The sequence below is a fragment of the Roseobacter sp. SK209-2-6 genome (assembly GCF_000169455.1).
Taxonomy (GTDB): Bacteria; Pseudomonadota; Alphaproteobacteria; order Rhodobacterales; family Rhodobacteraceae; genus Pseudophaeobacter.
On record NZ_AAYC01000009.1, the window covers coordinates 125408 to 139139 of the forward strand.

General features: G+C 55.2%; 16 protein-coding genes. 5 read left to right on the top strand and 11 right to left on the bottom strand.

Features of this window, described 5'->3' with window-relative positions; genetic code table 11:
- Nucleotides 1–103 precede the first annotated feature (103 nt).
- Complete coding sequence (locus RSK20926_RS14480) at nt 104–457, top strand: H-type lectin domain-containing protein (protein WP_037255241.1); 354 nt, start codon at nt 104–106, stop codon at nt 455–457.
- 22 nt (nt 458–479) lie between these two features.
- On the top strand, nt 480–1112 hold the full coding sequence (locus RSK20926_RS14485) for a hypothetical protein (protein ID WP_008207810.1): 633 nt from the start codon (nt 480–482) through the stop codon (nt 1110–1112).
- Nucleotides 1113–1167: 55 nt separating this feature from the next.
- On the opposite strand, the gene RSK20926_RS14490 is transcribed toward RSK20926_RS14485, so the two are convergent.
- Nucleotides 1168–2190, bottom strand: coding sequence for a ribose-phosphate pyrophosphokinase (locus RSK20926_RS14490; protein WP_008207811.1), 1023 nt, complete (start codon nt 2188–2190; stop codon nt 1168–1170).
- Nucleotides 2191–2295: 105 nt separating this feature from the next.
- Between RSK20926_RS14490 and RSK20926_RS14495 the strand changes: the two genes are divergently transcribed.
- Complete coding sequence (locus RSK20926_RS14495) at nt 2296–2889, top strand: 2-hydroxychromene-2-carboxylate isomerase (protein WP_008207813.1); 594 nt, start codon at nt 2296–2298, stop codon at nt 2887–2889.
- A gap of 16 nt (nt 2890–2905) precedes the next feature.
- Nucleotides 2906–3718, top strand: coding sequence for an alpha/beta fold hydrolase (locus tag RSK20926_RS14500; RefSeq protein WP_008207815.1), 813 nt, complete (start codon nt 2906–2908; stop codon nt 3716–3718).
- Between the two features lie 177 nt (nt 3719–3895).
- Here RSK20926_RS14500 and RSK20926_RS14505 read toward each other — a convergent pair whose 3' ends face one another.
- From RSK20926_RS14505 to RSK20926_RS14545, 9 genes are all read right to left on the bottom strand, one after another.
- The gene (locus tag RSK20926_RS14505) at nt 3896–4930 is read right to left on the bottom strand and encodes a threonine aldolase family protein (RefSeq protein ID WP_008207816.1); all 1035 of its coding nucleotides are present in this window, start codon (nt 4928–4930) and stop codon (nt 3896–3898) included.
- A complete protein-coding gene (locus RSK20926_RS14510) occupies nt 4930–5400 on the bottom strand; it encodes a YcgN family cysteine cluster protein (protein WP_008207818.1) in 471 nt (156 codons plus the stop codon). The genes RSK20926_RS14505 and RSK20926_RS14510 overlap by 1 nt, the downstream gene beginning before the upstream one ends.
- The gene (locus RSK20926_RS14515) at nt 5397–6344 is read right to left on the bottom strand and encodes a bifunctional riboflavin kinase/FAD synthetase (protein ID WP_008207820.1); all 948 of its coding nucleotides are present in this window, start codon (nt 6342–6344) and stop codon (nt 5397–5399) included. The genes RSK20926_RS14510 and RSK20926_RS14515 overlap by 4 nt, the downstream gene beginning before the upstream one ends.
- Before the next feature lie 96 nt (nt 6345–6440).
- Nucleotides 6441–6884 carry a MaoC family dehydratase gene (locus tag RSK20926_RS14520; protein WP_037255243.1) on the bottom strand — a complete coding sequence of 148 codons (444 nt, stop codon included), beginning with the start codon at nt 6882–6884 and terminating at the stop codon, nt 6441–6443.
- 216 nt (nt 6885–7100) lie between these two features.
- Entirely contained in the window at nt 7101–7976 is an 876-nt protein-coding gene (locus RSK20926_RS14525) for a TIGR01459 family HAD-type hydrolase (protein WP_008207822.1), read from the bottom strand.
- A 117-nt stretch (nt 7977–8093) separates the two neighbouring features.
- Nucleotides 8094–8762 carry a helix-turn-helix transcriptional regulator gene (locus tag RSK20926_RS22155; RefSeq protein ID WP_232281908.1) on the bottom strand — a complete coding sequence of 223 codons (669 nt, stop codon included), beginning with the start codon at nt 8760–8762 and terminating at the stop codon, nt 8094–8096.
- Nucleotides 8763–9435: 673 nt separating this feature from the next.
- The gene (locus tag RSK20926_RS14535) at nt 9436–10356 is read right to left on the bottom strand and encodes a manganese-dependent inorganic pyrophosphatase (RefSeq protein ID WP_008207824.1); all 921 of its coding nucleotides are present in this window, start codon (nt 10354–10356) and stop codon (nt 9436–9438) included.
- Between the two features lie 112 nt (nt 10357–10468).
- Nucleotides 10469–11227: a hypothetical protein gene (locus RSK20926_RS22160; protein ID WP_008207825.1), complete on the bottom strand. Its 759-nt coding sequence runs from the start codon at nt 11225–11227 to the stop codon at nt 10469–10471.
- Entirely contained in the window at nt 11227–12270 is a 1044-nt protein-coding gene (locus RSK20926_RS14545; protein WP_050773091.1) for a TraB/GumN family protein, read from the bottom strand. Before RSK20926_RS14545 ends, RSK20926_RS22160 begins: the two co-directional genes overlap by 1 nt.
- Before the next feature lie 108 nt (nt 12271–12378).
- Here RSK20926_RS14545 and RSK20926_RS14550 point away from each other — a divergent pair, with 108 nt between their 5' ends.
- On the top strand, nt 12379–13068 hold the full coding sequence (locus tag RSK20926_RS14550; protein WP_008207828.1) for a DUF2161 domain-containing phosphodiesterase: 690 nt from the start codon (nt 12379–12381) through the stop codon (nt 13066–13068).
- 43 nt (nt 13069–13111) lie between these two features.
- Here RSK20926_RS14550 and RSK20926_RS14555 read toward each other — a convergent pair whose 3' ends face one another.
- Nucleotides 13112–13666 (bottom strand): VPLPA-CTERM sorting domain-containing protein, encoded by a 555-nt coding sequence (locus RSK20926_RS14555; RefSeq protein ID WP_008207829.1) that lies wholly within the window; start codon nt 13664–13666, stop codon nt 13112–13114.
- Nucleotides 13667–13732 lie beyond the last annotated feature (66 nt).

Here is a 13732-nt window from a genome sequence, read left to right on the forward strand (position 1 = left end):
TTCCGGACCGGTTTTCTTTTTTTAAATCACGACTATTGTAGGTTGAAAATCCGATGCACCAGAAAAGTGGTGCGGGACCAAGAGCATAACGAGTTGCCAACACATGCAAAGACTAAGAAACCCACGCACAGGAATCGATCAAGGGGAGGTCGCTCTCTTTTCTGAATTTGAGAGCGGCGGCAGCATGTGGACCGGTGAGGGCCCCCGAGAACGGCGAAAGACTGTCATCTATAGGGAGCCCTTCAGAAGGCCACCAGCGGTGCATGTTTCCATCTCCCTCTGGGATATGAACACCGATGCTGCCATTCGGGCGGAATTGGTAGCTGAGCACGTCACCGAGATCGGCTTTGATATCGTTTTCAGAACATGGGGCGACAGCCGTATAGCGCGCCTGCGTGCAGCCTGGCTCGCAATTGGCGAGCTGCCCTTTGACGACGATTGGGATGATGTGGATTGATTAGGCAAAGGTTGGAGTTGGATTGAAAGAGTTTTCCAAATACATTCTGGATGAATTTGGGCGTTTGATAGTCGCAAAAGGGTTTATGCGGAAACGGCGAGGCTTGTTTTTTCGCCGCCTAAATGACGAGATGACTGCTGCCCTTAGTCTCCAAACCCGCTCTTACGGAGGATCTTATGTCGATATCACTCCGTACTACCAAGTATATTGGGAGCCTGTTGAGCAGATATTTTGTTTGGGCACCGGGAGGCAATACAGGTATTTGGACCAACCCACGCTTTCCCAAATTAGAATCGTGGTTTCGGAGAATGGGCTCGGGGCTTCTCTGTTTTGGAAAGAAGTAGCCGAGCCTGCAAAATTGGAAGGATTGGTGGAAAAATTCTGTTCCGATTTTGAAAGAGAGACAGCAGCATTGGCTGATCCTGCGAAGATATTGGAATTCTTTTGTTCAGAGTTGAAGTATGGAGGCGGTCGGCTAGAGCAATATCTTTCTGTACTAGTCTGGAAGAAACGCAGCTTGAGTTTGGATAATGAACTGGTAGAGGTTGATAAAGAACTTAAAACGCGACCTAACGTGATAGCGTTTCCAGGGTTCCTGCAAAAACTGCGGGAGAGCTCGGAACTGACCAGTCTTTTAAAACGGGCCTACGACTGAACAAAGACCCCGGCAGAGCTCTGCGCGGGGCCTTTGTTTTGGTATCGAGAGGGGCTCAGACGCCGTTGGAATAGAGGCTCTCGTAAATCGGGATCAGTGTCTTGTCCTCAAAGAGGGAAGAAACGGATGTTCCGTGCCAGATATTCAGGATTGCCTGGGTGAACAGCGGGGCTGTGGGCAGGATCCGGATATTGGGGGTGTTGAGGATCTCTTCGGTCGGCTGAATGGAGTCAGTCAGTACCAGAGACTTCATCACCGAGTTGGAGACACGCTCTACCGCAGGTCCGCTCATCACACCGTGGGTGATATAGGCGTGAACCTCTTTGGCGCCATTGTCCAAGAGAACCTGAGCGGCCTTGCAGAGGGTGCCGGCGGTGTCACACATGTCATCGACAATCAGGCAGATCTTGTCGGTGACATCACCAATGACCGTCATCTCCGCCACTTCACCTGGCTTTTCGCGGCGCTTGTCGACGATGGAGAGCGGTGCGTTGATGCGCTTGGCCAGCTCACGCGCGCGGGCCACACCGCCCACGTCAGGAGAGACAACCATAAGATCGCTCATCTGATCCTTGAACTGTGCCTTCACGTCGAGCGCAAAGATCGGAGAGGCATAGAGGTTGTCCACGGGAATGTCGAAGAAACCCTGGATCTGGGCTGCGTGCAGATCCATTGTCAGCACCCGTTCCACGCCGGCGCCGGTCAGCATATTGGCAACCAACTTGGAGGAGATTGGCGTGCGGGCCTTGGTGCGGCGATCCTGGCGGGCATAGCCGAAATAGGGGATCACCGCGGTGATCCGCTGGGCCGAAGAGCGGCGCAGGGCATCGGCAATGATCAAAAGCTCCATCAGGTTGTCATTGGCCGGATTGGAGGTCGGCTGGATGATGAACATATCCTCGCCGCGCACATTCTCATAGACCTCGACAAAGATCTCACCATCGTTGAAACGCTCAACGCGGGCATCAACGAGGCCTTGATCAACACCCCGGTGCATGCTCATGCGGCGGGCAATAGAATTGGCGAGCGGAAGGTTTGCGTTCCCAGAGATGAGCTTGGGTTCGTTCAAAGTCGGCATTGGCTGATATCCCCGGCAGCAATGGCTATGTGACAGATTCGCGATATTGTGCACCGCTTAGCACGGGCTTAGCTTTCAGCCTAGTTCTAAGCGGGAGAAAGACAAATGGCTGGCATCGATTTCTACTTTTCAACCCTATCGCCCTTTACCTATCTGGCGGGAACGCGACTGGAGGAGGTGGCAAAGCGCCAGGGCGCAACCATAACCTACAAGCCGCTGGACATCATGTCCCTCTTTGCGCGCACCGGGGGGACAGTGCCCAAGGAACGTCACGTCTCGCGGCAAGAGTACCGCTTGATCGAATTGGAGCGGCAAGCCAGAAAGCTGGATATGAAAATCAATTTGCAACCGGCCTTTTGGCCGACCAACCCGGCGCCATCTTCCTATGCGATCATCGCGGCGCAATCAGTGGGCGGCGGGGATCTGGGCGCATTGGTGCATGGTTTTCTCCGGGCGGTCTGGGCGGATGAGAGCAATATTGCAGAGGATGAGGTCGTCAGGAATTGTTTGCAGAGCGCCGGTTTCGACCCTGCGCTGGCGGATAGCGGCCTCCTGACCGGCGCGGAGACCTATGCGCAAAACCTCGAGGATGCAGTCAGTGTAGGGGTGTTCGGAGCACCTTTTTATGTGACAGAAGACGGTGGGCGTTTCTTTGGTCAAGACCGGATCGAAGAGCTGGAGCGCCACCTGGCCGGATAGGAGTGCGAGACAAAGCATGAAGGGTGAAGCCGTGAATGAGATCTATTCCCGTAGTTTTGGAACCGGACCGCGTCCGGTCCTAGCGGTACATTGTTCACTGGCGCACTCCGGTGCCTGGCGCGCTCTAGGGGCGGAGATGGAGCAGGAGGCCCGGCTTCTGGCCTATGATATGCTGTCTCATGGGCGCAGTCCGGATTGGGATGGGCAAGGCAATTTCCAAACGCTGAATGTTGAGGCTGGCCTCGCTCTGCTTGAAAGGCGAGAGAAGCCTGTGGATCTCCTGGGGCATTCCTTTGGGGCGACTGTGGCTCTGCGCATTGCCAAAGCGCGACCAGATCTGGTGCGCAGCCTGGTTCTGATCGAGCCGGTTCTTTTTGCGGTCACTCGTCAGGAGGCGCCAGAAGAACAAGCGGCTCTGGATGGGCTGGAAGCCCCTTTCGGGGAGTATTACGCCGCTGGAGATCTGGAGAATGCCACCCGCTTCTTCAATCGTATTTGGGGACCGGGAAAGCCCAAGTGGCCGGATCTGCCTGACCATACCCGTGCAGCCATGCTACGCGCGATGCGGGTGATCCCGGAGAGCTATGCGACGCTCTACCTCGATGAGATCGGGATCTTGCAACCCGGCGCCTTGGATGCCGTCGATATGCCCTGCCTGCTTGTGAGCGGAGGCGATAGCCAGCCGGTAATGCCCCTGATCAATGAAGGGTTGGCCCGGCGGCTACCGGATGCGAAATGCCTTACCGTAGAGGGCGCCGGGCATATGCTGCCGATCACCCATCCGGTGGAAACCGCAGAGATATTGCGTGGGTTCTGGCGCGACTTCTGAAGCCTGCACACTGCCAACGCAGAAACGGCCTGAACATCTGAGCATAGCCGCCTAGGCCGCCTTGGGCCAAGCATCTGGCATCATGGGTGCTTAGCTTCTTTCGAGTGAAATTGGTGCCCAAATCCGATGGACCTTGGATACCAACCACTAAGCAGAGAACGGCCAGGGAAGGAAGCGCTAGAGAAGGGAGAGAAACTTCTGGATCTCTTCTTCGGGAATAGACCAGTCGCAGACAAAACGCGCGGTGATTAGCTCCTCAGCTGGTCCTTCCAATACCCCATCCCAGAGATGATAGGCAGCACCGGCCTCAAAGAGCGCTTGGTGCTTGGCTCTTGGTAGGGCCGCAAAGATCATGTTGGCCTGAGGGGGATGGCTGAACTTTGCCCCTACTGCGCGCAGCCCCTCTGCCAGGATGGCCGTTTTGGCGTTGGCGCGGTTTGCGTTTTCCAGCCAGAGATCATCCGTCAGATAGGCCAGCATCTGGGCCGACAGATAGCGGTGCTTGGAAAAGAGCTGAGCGCCCCGCTTGCGACGGTACTCAAATTCCTGCGCATGTTTGGGATCAAAGAAAATGACAGCTTCGACCCCCATGCAGCCATTCTTGGTTCCCCCAAAAGAGAGCGCGTTGATACCTGCTTTCCAGGTCATGTCAGCGGGCGTGCAGCCGAGTGAGACCAGAGCATTGGTAAAACGTGCGCCATCCATGTGAACGGGCAGGTCATATTCCTGCGCAACAGCACAGAGCGCGCGCAGTTCTTCTAGGCTATAAACTGTGCCAAATTCGGTGACCTGGGTGAGTGAAACGGGGCCGCGCTGGGGGCCATGCACGCCGCGGGTTTCCTCACCCTCGATTGCGGCACGCAGATCCTGCGGAGTCATCTTGTCTGCCTTGGTAGCCAGGGTCAGCTTGGCTCCGCCCATAAAGAACTCTGGTGCGTTGCATTCATCCATATTGATATGGGCTGGGCCCGCACAAAAGACGGTTTGCCAGGGCTGGGTGAGGGTCGAGAGTGCCAGCACATTGGCAGCAGTGCCAGTTGCAACCAGGTAGACGGCGGCCTCTGGGGCTTCAAAGATCTCGCGGATCTTTGCCGTGACCGCTTCCATCTCGGCATCAGAGCCATAGGCCATCGCATAGCCTTGGTTGGCTTTGGTCAGGGCGTCAAGGACTTGCTGCGGCACAGGGCCAGAGTTGTCAGAAGCAAAATGCATCAGATGGGCTCCTCGATGATGTGGTCTTCCCAGTCTTCTTCTGGGGTATCGAATTCTGAGACGGTCCAGCCGCGCACTGATACCCCCGCCTGATGCACGCTTTCCGGATCCCCGGTTTCAAGCGGGTGCCAGGCGGGCAGGGGTTTGCCCTGCCAAAGCAGGCGATAGGCACAGGTCTGCGGCATCCAATAGGCATGCGTGTCCAGGTTCTCTGGCTTCAGCACAATACACTCCGGGATGAACTGATGGCGGATTTCATAATGGGCGCAGCCGCAGGTCGCATCGTCAAGCAAGCGGCAGGCCACCCGCGTCAGGGCAACTTCGCCACTGTCCTCATCCTCTAGCTTGTTCAGGCAGCATTTGCCGCAGCCATCACAAAGTGCTTCCCATTCTTGCGTGGAAAGTTTTTCCAGCGGCTTCTTCTCCCAAAACCGATAGGAGAGGCCTTTTCTGTCGATACCTTCACTCATGCGCTGGGTCGTGCCTCTGCGGCTAGAATGTCGCGTGCGCTGTCACAATCCGCAGTCATCTGCGCAATCAAGGCCTCCAAGCCGTCAAACTTCATTTCCGGCCGCAGGTATTCCACCAGGGCAACCGAGAGCGTGGCGCCATAGAGGTTGCCGGTAAAGTCAAAGAGGAAGGTTTCGATATTTGGGTGTTCGCCGTCAAACATGGGGCGCACCCCAACCGAGGCAGCACCTTGATAGCTGCCTTTATGTGGACCGTCGAGTACATCGACCAGGACTGCATAGACCCCAAAGGCCGGGGGGTGCAGCCCATCAATCGACATATTGGCGGTGGGAAAGCCCAGCTCACGCCCGCGCTGCTCCCCGCCGATCACCTCGCCTTCTAAACGGTGCCAATGGCTGAGCATGGCCGCCGCTTCGCGTGGGCGCCCTTCGCTCAGTGCAGTGCGTATAGCCGTAGAAGAAACGGTGTTTTCCGAATGGGCCATCAGAGGGGCTATGGTCACGCCGAAACCCATCTCGGCACCAAAACGCTGCAGGTCTTCGGCGGAGCCGCTGCGGCCCTTGCCAAAGCAGAAATCCGCCCCAACCACCACATGGCGCAGGCCCAGACCTTCCGAGATGACCTTGCGGGCGAAATCCTCGGGCGGTAGGCCGGAGAGCGCGGAATTGAAGTTGAGTTGGTAAAGGCGATCAACCCCCAGCTTCTCCAACCGAGAAGCGCGTGCTTCGGGTGACATGAGGCGAAAGGGAGGGGCGTCAGGGGCAAAGAACTCCCTTGGGTGGGGTTCGAAGGTCATGACCCCCAAAGGCGCCTGTGGGGCAGCGGCACGCGCCAGATCGATCACCGATTGGTGGCCGCGGTGAACTCCATCGAAATTACCGATCGCAACGCTGGCGCCGCGATCTTGCTCTTCCACGAATTGATAGTCTCTGACGATACGCATAGGGCCTGCCTATCGCCCCTCTGTAGGGCTTGCAAGCGCCGGATAGGCCAGAGGTGCAACGGAACTCAGCGGTGCCACTGGCAGAGATGCGGACCGTCAGTCGAATTTGCGCGACGGTGCCATTACCATGGCCTCGCCAACCAGAACCTTTTTACCGTCAACCATGCAACGGCAGTCGAGCTTTACGCGACGCTTGTCGATGACAATATCTGTGACTTCGACTTCTGCCAGAACCATGTCACCGGGTCGTACTGGCGCCAAGAATTTGAGGGACTGGCTCATATAGATGGTTCCATGCCCAGGCAGTTGTTCCCCGATGACAGCAGAGATCAGCCCCGCGGTCAGCATGCCATGAGCGATGCGGCCCTGAAACATGGTGTCCTGGGCATATTCTTCATCCAGGTGAACCGGGTTTCGATCGGTGGAGACCTGGGCGAACATCTCAATATCTTCGTCTGTCACGATCTTCCGCACATAGCGGGTCATGCCCATTTCAATATCTTCGATACAGATGGTTCCGCGTGGCATGTTATCCAACATTCGATCCTCCATTAGATCGGTCTGGTAATTTTTGGACGCTTTTATTATTGCGTTTGCAACTTTATTACTTTGCAGGTGCAGAAAATCAAGGGATTTCTTCCGATGATTTTTGCGCTGCTTTGCTGCACTGGCACAAAAGAAAAGGGCGGAAGCTCTGCTTCCACCCTTTCTCGGTTGGTTTTTATAATAGTTTGAAAATAAACTATTTTAGAGGATTTAGCGCAGAAACCCTATGCTGAAAGTGGGAGCCGATTGTTCCTGTTCCAGGTAACTCTGCAAGGCTTCCGGGTCAGGCTGGACCGATGTTTTTGTCTCACTGGCTGCAAGACCGCCGGTGATGAAGAGGGAATCGATACCCTCTCCCATTCCGCCTGCGATATCGGTATGCGGCCCATCGCCAATGGCAAGAATATCGGCATCCGCGATATCCTCTCCCAGTTCGGTCAGGCGACGGCGTGCCAGATCATAGATGGGAGGATGGGGTTTGCCGAAGTAGAGGCTCTCCCCGCCCATTTCAGTGTAAAGGCGCGCCAGCGCGCCGGCACACCATTCACGGGTCTCGCCCCGATCGACTATGATATCGGGATTTGCGCAGAGGAGTTTCATATCCTTCTGCTTGGCGAAAAGGAAATCGGCGCGGTTCACCTCTGGGTCCGCCAGTGGATCAAATGGACCGCAGCAGACAATACCCTCAGCCTCTGCCAGGGGAACGCGGGTGATCTCGATCGGGTTATCAAGCAGCTTCAAGGGTTCAAAGAAACCCGCGTCGCGCTCCCATTCACCCATGAAATAGACCTTGGTCCCCACGGCGCCCTGCAACATTGCACTGCGCGCAGAATCCCCGGATGTTGCAATGGTGTCATAGGCATCCTCGGGCACATTGAACTGGGCCAATTGGCCTGCAACCCCTGCGCGGGGTTTTGGTGAATTGGTCACCAAGACAACTTTACCTCCACGGGCGCGATAGGCTTGGAGTGCGGCAACCGCATCGGGAAAGGCAGTGATGCCGTTATGGACGCAGCCCCATAGATCAACAAAGAGCGCCTTGTAGCGGTCGGATACTTCGGCGAGAGAAGAAATGATCTGAGTCATGAGGATCCTTAGTGAAACGCGAAACGGGCTGGCGCAGATATGGCAGAGTTGCGCGTTCTTTGCCAGCCCGCGGGGAGAGAGCTGTCGCTCCGCGATTTTCAAGAGGGAGAGAGGCGCCTAAAGGGAAATGAGACCAAGCGACATGGCAAGAGCCAAAGCATGTTCGCGGGTATTTGCACCCAGGGCTTTGCGCGCCTTGGCAAAATGCTGCGACACAGCCACTTCGCTGATGCCCAGGGTCTCTGCAATGCGTGCGGTCATCATGCCCTCAGCAAGGAGGCTCAGAACCTCTCGTTGCCTTGTCGAAAGAATATCTTTTTGAAGCGTGCGATATTGCTTGGCCTTGGGAGCGCTTTCTGAGGAAATGGTTGTAGAGAGGAGCGCAGCCAATAGGTCCTTGCCGGTCATATCCAGTTGTGGTTTATCCGTGGCAGTTTCCTCAAAGCCGAGCGTCACGAATTTGCCAAAATCACCGTCTTTGCCAAAACGTGTGCAGTAGAGCGTTCCAAAACCTGTGTTTTTTAGTTGATGACTCAAGGTCCAAGCTTTGCGCGTTTTTGCCTCATCGCGCCTAACCTGGCCGCAATGAAACAACATGCTGCCCGGTCCACCGGCAAGCCCCTCAACGAAAGGGTCGTCCTTTACGTATTCTTCCGCAATGTATTCTTCCATCCAATGTCCAGGCATGTTTGTGGAAAGCCAGGAAATCGCTTTCATGGAACTATGGGCTTCTGCGACAAGGATACTTTTAACGCCTAGTTGCTCTGCTATGTCTTCGGCAGCCATCCAGCGATCCTGTCCTGGGCCCTGCGCAAGAAGTTTGTCCAATGAATCGATGAGCTGGTTCTTCTTCATAGATTTAGTCAACTTACACTCAGGCACACTGCCCTGCAGGGCTAATACGAAACGTAGCCTTGACGTTAGGTGGCGTCAGGGGTTCTTGCAAGAGGTATAAGCAAGCTATCGATATTGATAGGTTGTCGGACTTGGGGAATAAAACCGATAAGAGGTTGTGCTGTTCACTATTGTGTGGGCCTGCACGCGGGCCGTCGGTGGAAAGACGATTTTAAAAGTTTCATTTTCCTGCGCAGTGCGATGCAATTTGGCCTGTATCAAGCTGCAGGGCGGCGGAAAACCGTCGCTTGGGTTTTTAAAGGGACGTTTCCGGTGTCCCAGAAGTATTAGTCCTGCCGACGGTCCGGCTTATATCCGTGAATGCCAGCGTAACTTCTGAGCTTAGCGAATTGCGCGGAAAGCTGGATGGAGCGCGTATACTCTGGCCCGTGGGCGAGTGTGATGTCGCACCTACCATATGCTAGTTGACCCTGAAGGCCATCAAGAACCCGGCCGAACCCTGGCCAATTCCTGCAGCCGATTTTCACCTCCCTGTGTTGCAACGGCAGTCATAGAAAAAGGGCACCCTGAGGCGCCCTTTTTACGATCTCCAATTTCAGAAGGATCACACTTTCAGATTTGGGATGATCTGCTTTTTGCGCGACATGATGCCTGGCAGGACAACGCTGTCTCCCTCAACGCTGGCGCCAAAGCTTTTTTCGGCGACGCCTTTAACCAGGTCGTTTGGAACCAGCAGGGTGGCTTCTTCTTTCAGAATGTCCACGACAAAGAGAAGCACCTCATCGACGCCATCTTCACTGGCAACGGTCTTGAAGGTCTCCATCAGGCTGTCTTTGCGGTTCAGCGGGATCTCTGGCGCGGTGGTTTCCAGAACAGAGACGCGGAACTTGGTGCCCTCTACCTCATACTCTTTTGAATCCATCCGGATCAGTTCCGCGTCGGAAAAGGCAGAGACGTCAGATTTTGCGGCAAACATTTTGGCAGCAAAGTCGGTCACGTCCACGCCCAGGTCAGCGGCAAGCGCAGCAACAACTTCGCGGTCATGATCCGTGGTGGTGGGGGAGCGGAACTCCAGCGTGTCGGACAGAATACAGGTCAGCGCCGCGCCTTTGATGGCTTCTGGCATCTTTGCCGCATCCTCACCCATCAGATCGTACATGATGGTGGCGGTGCAGGCCAGCGGACGGATGGTGATGTCGATGGGGCCTTTGGTCTCCAACCCGCCAACCAGCTTGTGGTGGTCGATGATCGCTTGGACGTCGGCGCCATTGATATTGGCGGGCAGTTCGGCGGGGTTGTTGGTGTCGACGATGACAACAGGCTGGTCATCCGCAACATCTGCGATGATCGCAGGCTTCTCCAGGCCCCAGTGCTGCAGCATGAAAGCCGCTTCGGTGTTCGGCTCACCCAGCAGTTTGGGCTCAGCGGCAACGCCTTTCACCTCATTCAGATACCAGGCCCACACAATCGGAGAGCCGGTGGAGTCGGTGTCGGGGGATTTATGGCCAAAAACTTGGACAGTCATGATGCGATCCTATGAACAATGGGGAGTTTGCGGGCCTTATAGCAGGGAGTGAAGAATTGTCACCCCGTCTGTGCTGCGATGCGGCACAAAGCCATATGCGGCCCAGGAATGCTCAGTCAAATAGATCCGGGGTGTTTTGATCTCTCTCCACTCTCCCGGTCTGCTCTAGCACCGGACTTGCAAACATGCGGATCTGCTTTGCGAAATCAGGGTGGCTTCTATCCAGGTGAGCTGCAAGTTTCATGAGCATCTCCAGATCGGAAACTTCCATCTCTGGAAGCGCTTCATCAAGTTCTTCATCGTCACACTCATCTGCCAGCATTTGCAGAAACCCATTTGCCCAGGAGCAGCCCTTTATGGCGCAGAACCCTTCACTGAGATAGGCCACTTCATGTTGCGTGTTGCCCGCTTGAATACTTCTATAGGCACTCATGGCCATATCTTCGGCGTGCAATTCAAACCAGTTCTGCAAGTTTGACAGCGCTAGCATATCGCCCTTGGTCAGCCAGGTTTCTTTGGGGCGATAACTGTGGTGGTGCGCCTCTTCATGCAGTGGCAATCCGTTCCATTTTCTCGGAAAGGGAGGGGCCCCGGCGTATCCCTCGTCGCTTGCGTATGCGGCTGCGACGATGGTTGAAAAGAAGTATAAATTATCCAACGTGCGTGGAGCGGTTTCCCAGAGCCATGGCAAGGCAGCATAGGTCAGTGGATAAAGACTTCCTTGGTGATACAGGTCCTCCCAGAAAAGAGCGTTTGCTCTTTCCTGGCTCCAATCTGCGCAGAGACTCCGCAGGGTATCCGGGCAGGAATGCGCCTCATAAGCGCCATAGAGGCGGTCCCAAATCGGATCAGAGAACGGGATCTTGCACATCAGTTTGACTCTGGAAGGGTGGGTTTCAGCTTTACGGCCAAGAAGGTTTCGCGCTCCAGCGTGTAGCCTTCTGCTTGCAATAGATCCAAAAGACCGCCCTTGCCTGGCAGATGCAGCGCGCCAACGGCAACCATGATATGGTCTCCCTCGGCAGCCTCGATGACAGGCATCCAGTTCCGATTGCGCTGTTGGATCAGATCAGCAAAAAAATCATCCCACATCGCGTTTGCTTCATCTTGGGGGAGGTCCGTCTTGCTGAGGAAATCTTCTCTTTGGAGCTCAAGAAAGGTCAATACCTTCTCTTCGAAATAGGCTGCGATCATAGAGGCGACAATATTCTCATTGTCACCTCCACTCCCCATCATTGCCAGATGCGGGCGCATTTCCTGAATCTGTTCTTCGATACTACCTTGGTTCAACATCTGAATGGCGACAATCGGGTCTTCCAGCGAAAAACCGGGTACTCCAAGATCCTGAGCCATCGTGGCTAGCCTGCGATCCAGACCGTTTCGAAGATCTTTTTGTTTCTTCAGACAGTGCGGGATGCCAAGCGAGATTGCCAAGAACCAGGGACGCATTTTTGCCGCCAACCAGCTGGGCATGCCCGCAGCCTTGGCCTGAGCGGCAATGAGCTGCCAGTCTTCCGCCGGTAGCAGGTCGATCAGTGTGGGGCCCTCGGTGATAAAGGTGGTTTCGGGAGAAAGCGAAAGCTGTCTTTCAAAGCGCTTCAACTCTGCGGGCGTTGCTTCCAGATAGAGCGCATCCATTTCGGCCAGCGGCTTTGCAAGGCTGGCAGCGACCTCATCCATCCCCGACGTGTTGAGATGCAACGTACCCACCAAATGAATGCTGCGATCCTCCTTTCGGGCGATCCAGTAGTTGCCGGATCTATAGGGCTCTTGTGCAAGTCGTGCTTGCGCGCGTTGAATCTGCTCTTCTGGTGCCAAATGGCGGGTATCTTTGCCGTTGCATTGTGCTGCAGACGAAATCGGAACGAGAGCGAGAAGGGGGAGCAGGAGAAGCAGTGAAAGGTATCTGGGCATTTGATCAACTTTTGATTGTACCAGCAAATTTCTAGAGGGAGTATCGAGAGAGATCAAGTTGCAGACAAATTGTTGTTTTGGAGCGGTTTTCCTGCGATGAAACAAGGAATGGAACGCGAAGATCAACTCTACCTGCCGATAAAGGCGATGCTTGAAGCTCAGGGCTATGAGGTCAAGGGGGAGGTGGGGGCCGTGGATGTCATGGCGCGGCGTGGCGATGAAGAACCTGTCATCGTCGAGTTGAAGCTGCGTTTCTCGCTTTCGTTGTTCCATCAGGCCATTGCGCGGCAGTCAGTTACTGACCTCGTTTACATAGCCGTTCCGCGGCCAAAGGGACGCCAGGCACGGCGGATGCTAAAGGACAATCTGGCCTTGTCTCGCCGCCTTGGGCTCGGCCTGATCACGGTATTGGAAGATGGGCGCACTGAGGTCCATTGTGATCCAGGCCCCTATGCCCCGCGAAAATCAAAGAAGCGCCAACAACGTTTGCTGAGAGAATTCGGACGCCTTCAGGGAGATCCGAATCTCGGAGGGTCAACGCGCAGAGTTTTGATGACGGTCTATCGCCAAGATGCTCTGGCCTGTGCTGGCTTTCTGGTGGAAGCCGGCCCAAGCAAAGGCGCATCGGTTGCAAAGGCAACCGGGGTTAAACGTGCAACGCAGGTGATGCGCAGCAATCACTACGGCTGGTTCGAAAAGGTTTCTGTGGGGGTTTATCAAATCAGCGACAAGGGGCGCCTGGAAAGCGCCAAATGGCCGTCCCAACCAGAAATGCCAAAGCCCCAGGGAGCTGAGTGATACCTTTGGACAGAGATTCCGAGCTTCTGGCGAAGGCAGCCCGCTAGTTTGCTTGACGCGATTTGCGGCGCCTCAATCCGCCCAAGCCAAGGAGACCCAGCCCCAGCATTATCGAGCTTGCTGGCAGTGGAACCGGCGCAACGGACGAGGTGAAGGTGATGGAGCCGTAAAGCTCGTTGACGGAGCCGGCAAAGTTCACGGTCGAGCTGAAATCAAAAAACAGGTTGAGAAAACCGTCATTGATCAAGCTGGAAAAAACAGCGTTGGAGATCGTGGCACTTCCTGTGCGGAGGATAGCGTTTGCCGAACCTTCATCTCCAGCGAAATCAAAACTATCGTTGCTAGGGTCAGCATCTAGTACACGGCCAAGGCTGAACCCGTCGATTGATACCAGGACATTCTCATTTGTGGCGTCCAAATCCCCCCTAACTGAGAAGGTGAAGGTCGCATCGCCGGTGATCGTAGTTGGTGTCACCAGGTTGTCAAAGGCGATATTGGGGCCAATGCCACCGGCGCTTGTAGGGCCAAAAGTGATCGTCGTAGCCTGCGCAGCGCTTGCTGAAAACGCCACACTAGCTGCAAACAGAATGGATTTCATCGAACAGCCTCATAGTCTTGTTCCGCTGTGCCGAAACGAATTAACTTTGCACTTACTATCAGCTTC

Bases quoted from the DNA above. Each gene is read 5' to 3' on its own strand.
- RSK20926_RS14480 (WP_037255241.1), top strand. From the start codon at position 104: ATGCAAAGACTAAGAAACCCACGCACAGGAATCGATCAAGGGGAGGTC.
- RSK20926_RS14490 (WP_008207811.1), bottom strand. From the start codon at position 2,190: ATGCCGACTTTGAACGAACCCAAGCTCATCTCTGGGAACGCAAACCTT.
- RSK20926_RS14495 (WP_008207813.1), top strand. From the start codon at position 2,296: ATGGCTGGCATCGATTTCTACTTTTCAACCCTATCGCCCTTTACCTAT.
- RSK20926_RS14500 (WP_008207815.1), top strand. From the start codon at position 2,906: ATGAAGGGTGAAGCCGTGAATGAGATCTATTCCCGTAGTTTTGGAACC.
- RSK20926_RS14505 (WP_008207816.1), bottom strand. From the start codon at position 4,930: ATGCATTTTGCTTCTGACAACTCTGGCCCTGTGCCGCAGCAAGTCCTT.
- RSK20926_RS14510 (WP_008207818.1), bottom strand. From the start codon at position 5,400: ATGAGTGAAGGTATCGACAGAAAAGGCCTCTCCTATCGGTTTTGGGAG.
- RSK20926_RS14515 (WP_008207820.1), bottom strand. From the start codon at position 6,344: ATGCGTATCGTCAGAGACTATCAATTCGTGGAAGAGCAAGATCGCGGC.
- RSK20926_RS14520 (WP_037255243.1), bottom strand. From the start codon at position 6,884: ATGTTGGATAACATGCCACGCGGAACCATCTGTATCGAAGATATTGAA.
- RSK20926_RS14525 (WP_008207822.1), bottom strand. From the start codon at position 7,976: ATGACTCAGATCATTTCTTCTCTCGCCGAAGTATCCGACCGCTACAAG.
- RSK20926_RS22155 (WP_232281908.1), bottom strand. From the start codon at position 8,762: ATGGCTGCCGAAGACATAGCAGAGCAACTAGGCGTTAAAAGTATCCTT.
- RSK20926_RS14535 (WP_008207824.1), bottom strand. From the start codon at position 10,356: ATGACTGTCCAAGTTTTTGGCCATAAATCCCCCGACACCGACTCCACC.
- RSK20926_RS22160 (WP_008207825.1), bottom strand. From the start codon at position 11,227: ATGTGCAAGATCCCGTTCTCTGATCCGATTTGGGACCGCCTCTATGGC.
- RSK20926_RS14545 (WP_050773091.1), bottom strand. From the start codon at position 12,270: ATGCCCAGATACCTTTCACTGCTTCTCCTGCTCCCCCTTCTCGCTCTC.
- RSK20926_RS14550 (WP_008207828.1), top strand. From the start codon at position 12,379: ATGGAACGCGAAGATCAACTCTACCTGCCGATAAAGGCGATGCTTGAA.
- RSK20926_RS14555 (WP_008207829.1), bottom strand. From the start codon at position 13,666: ATGAAATCCATTCTGTTTGCAGCTAGTGTGGCGTTTTCAGCAAGCGCT.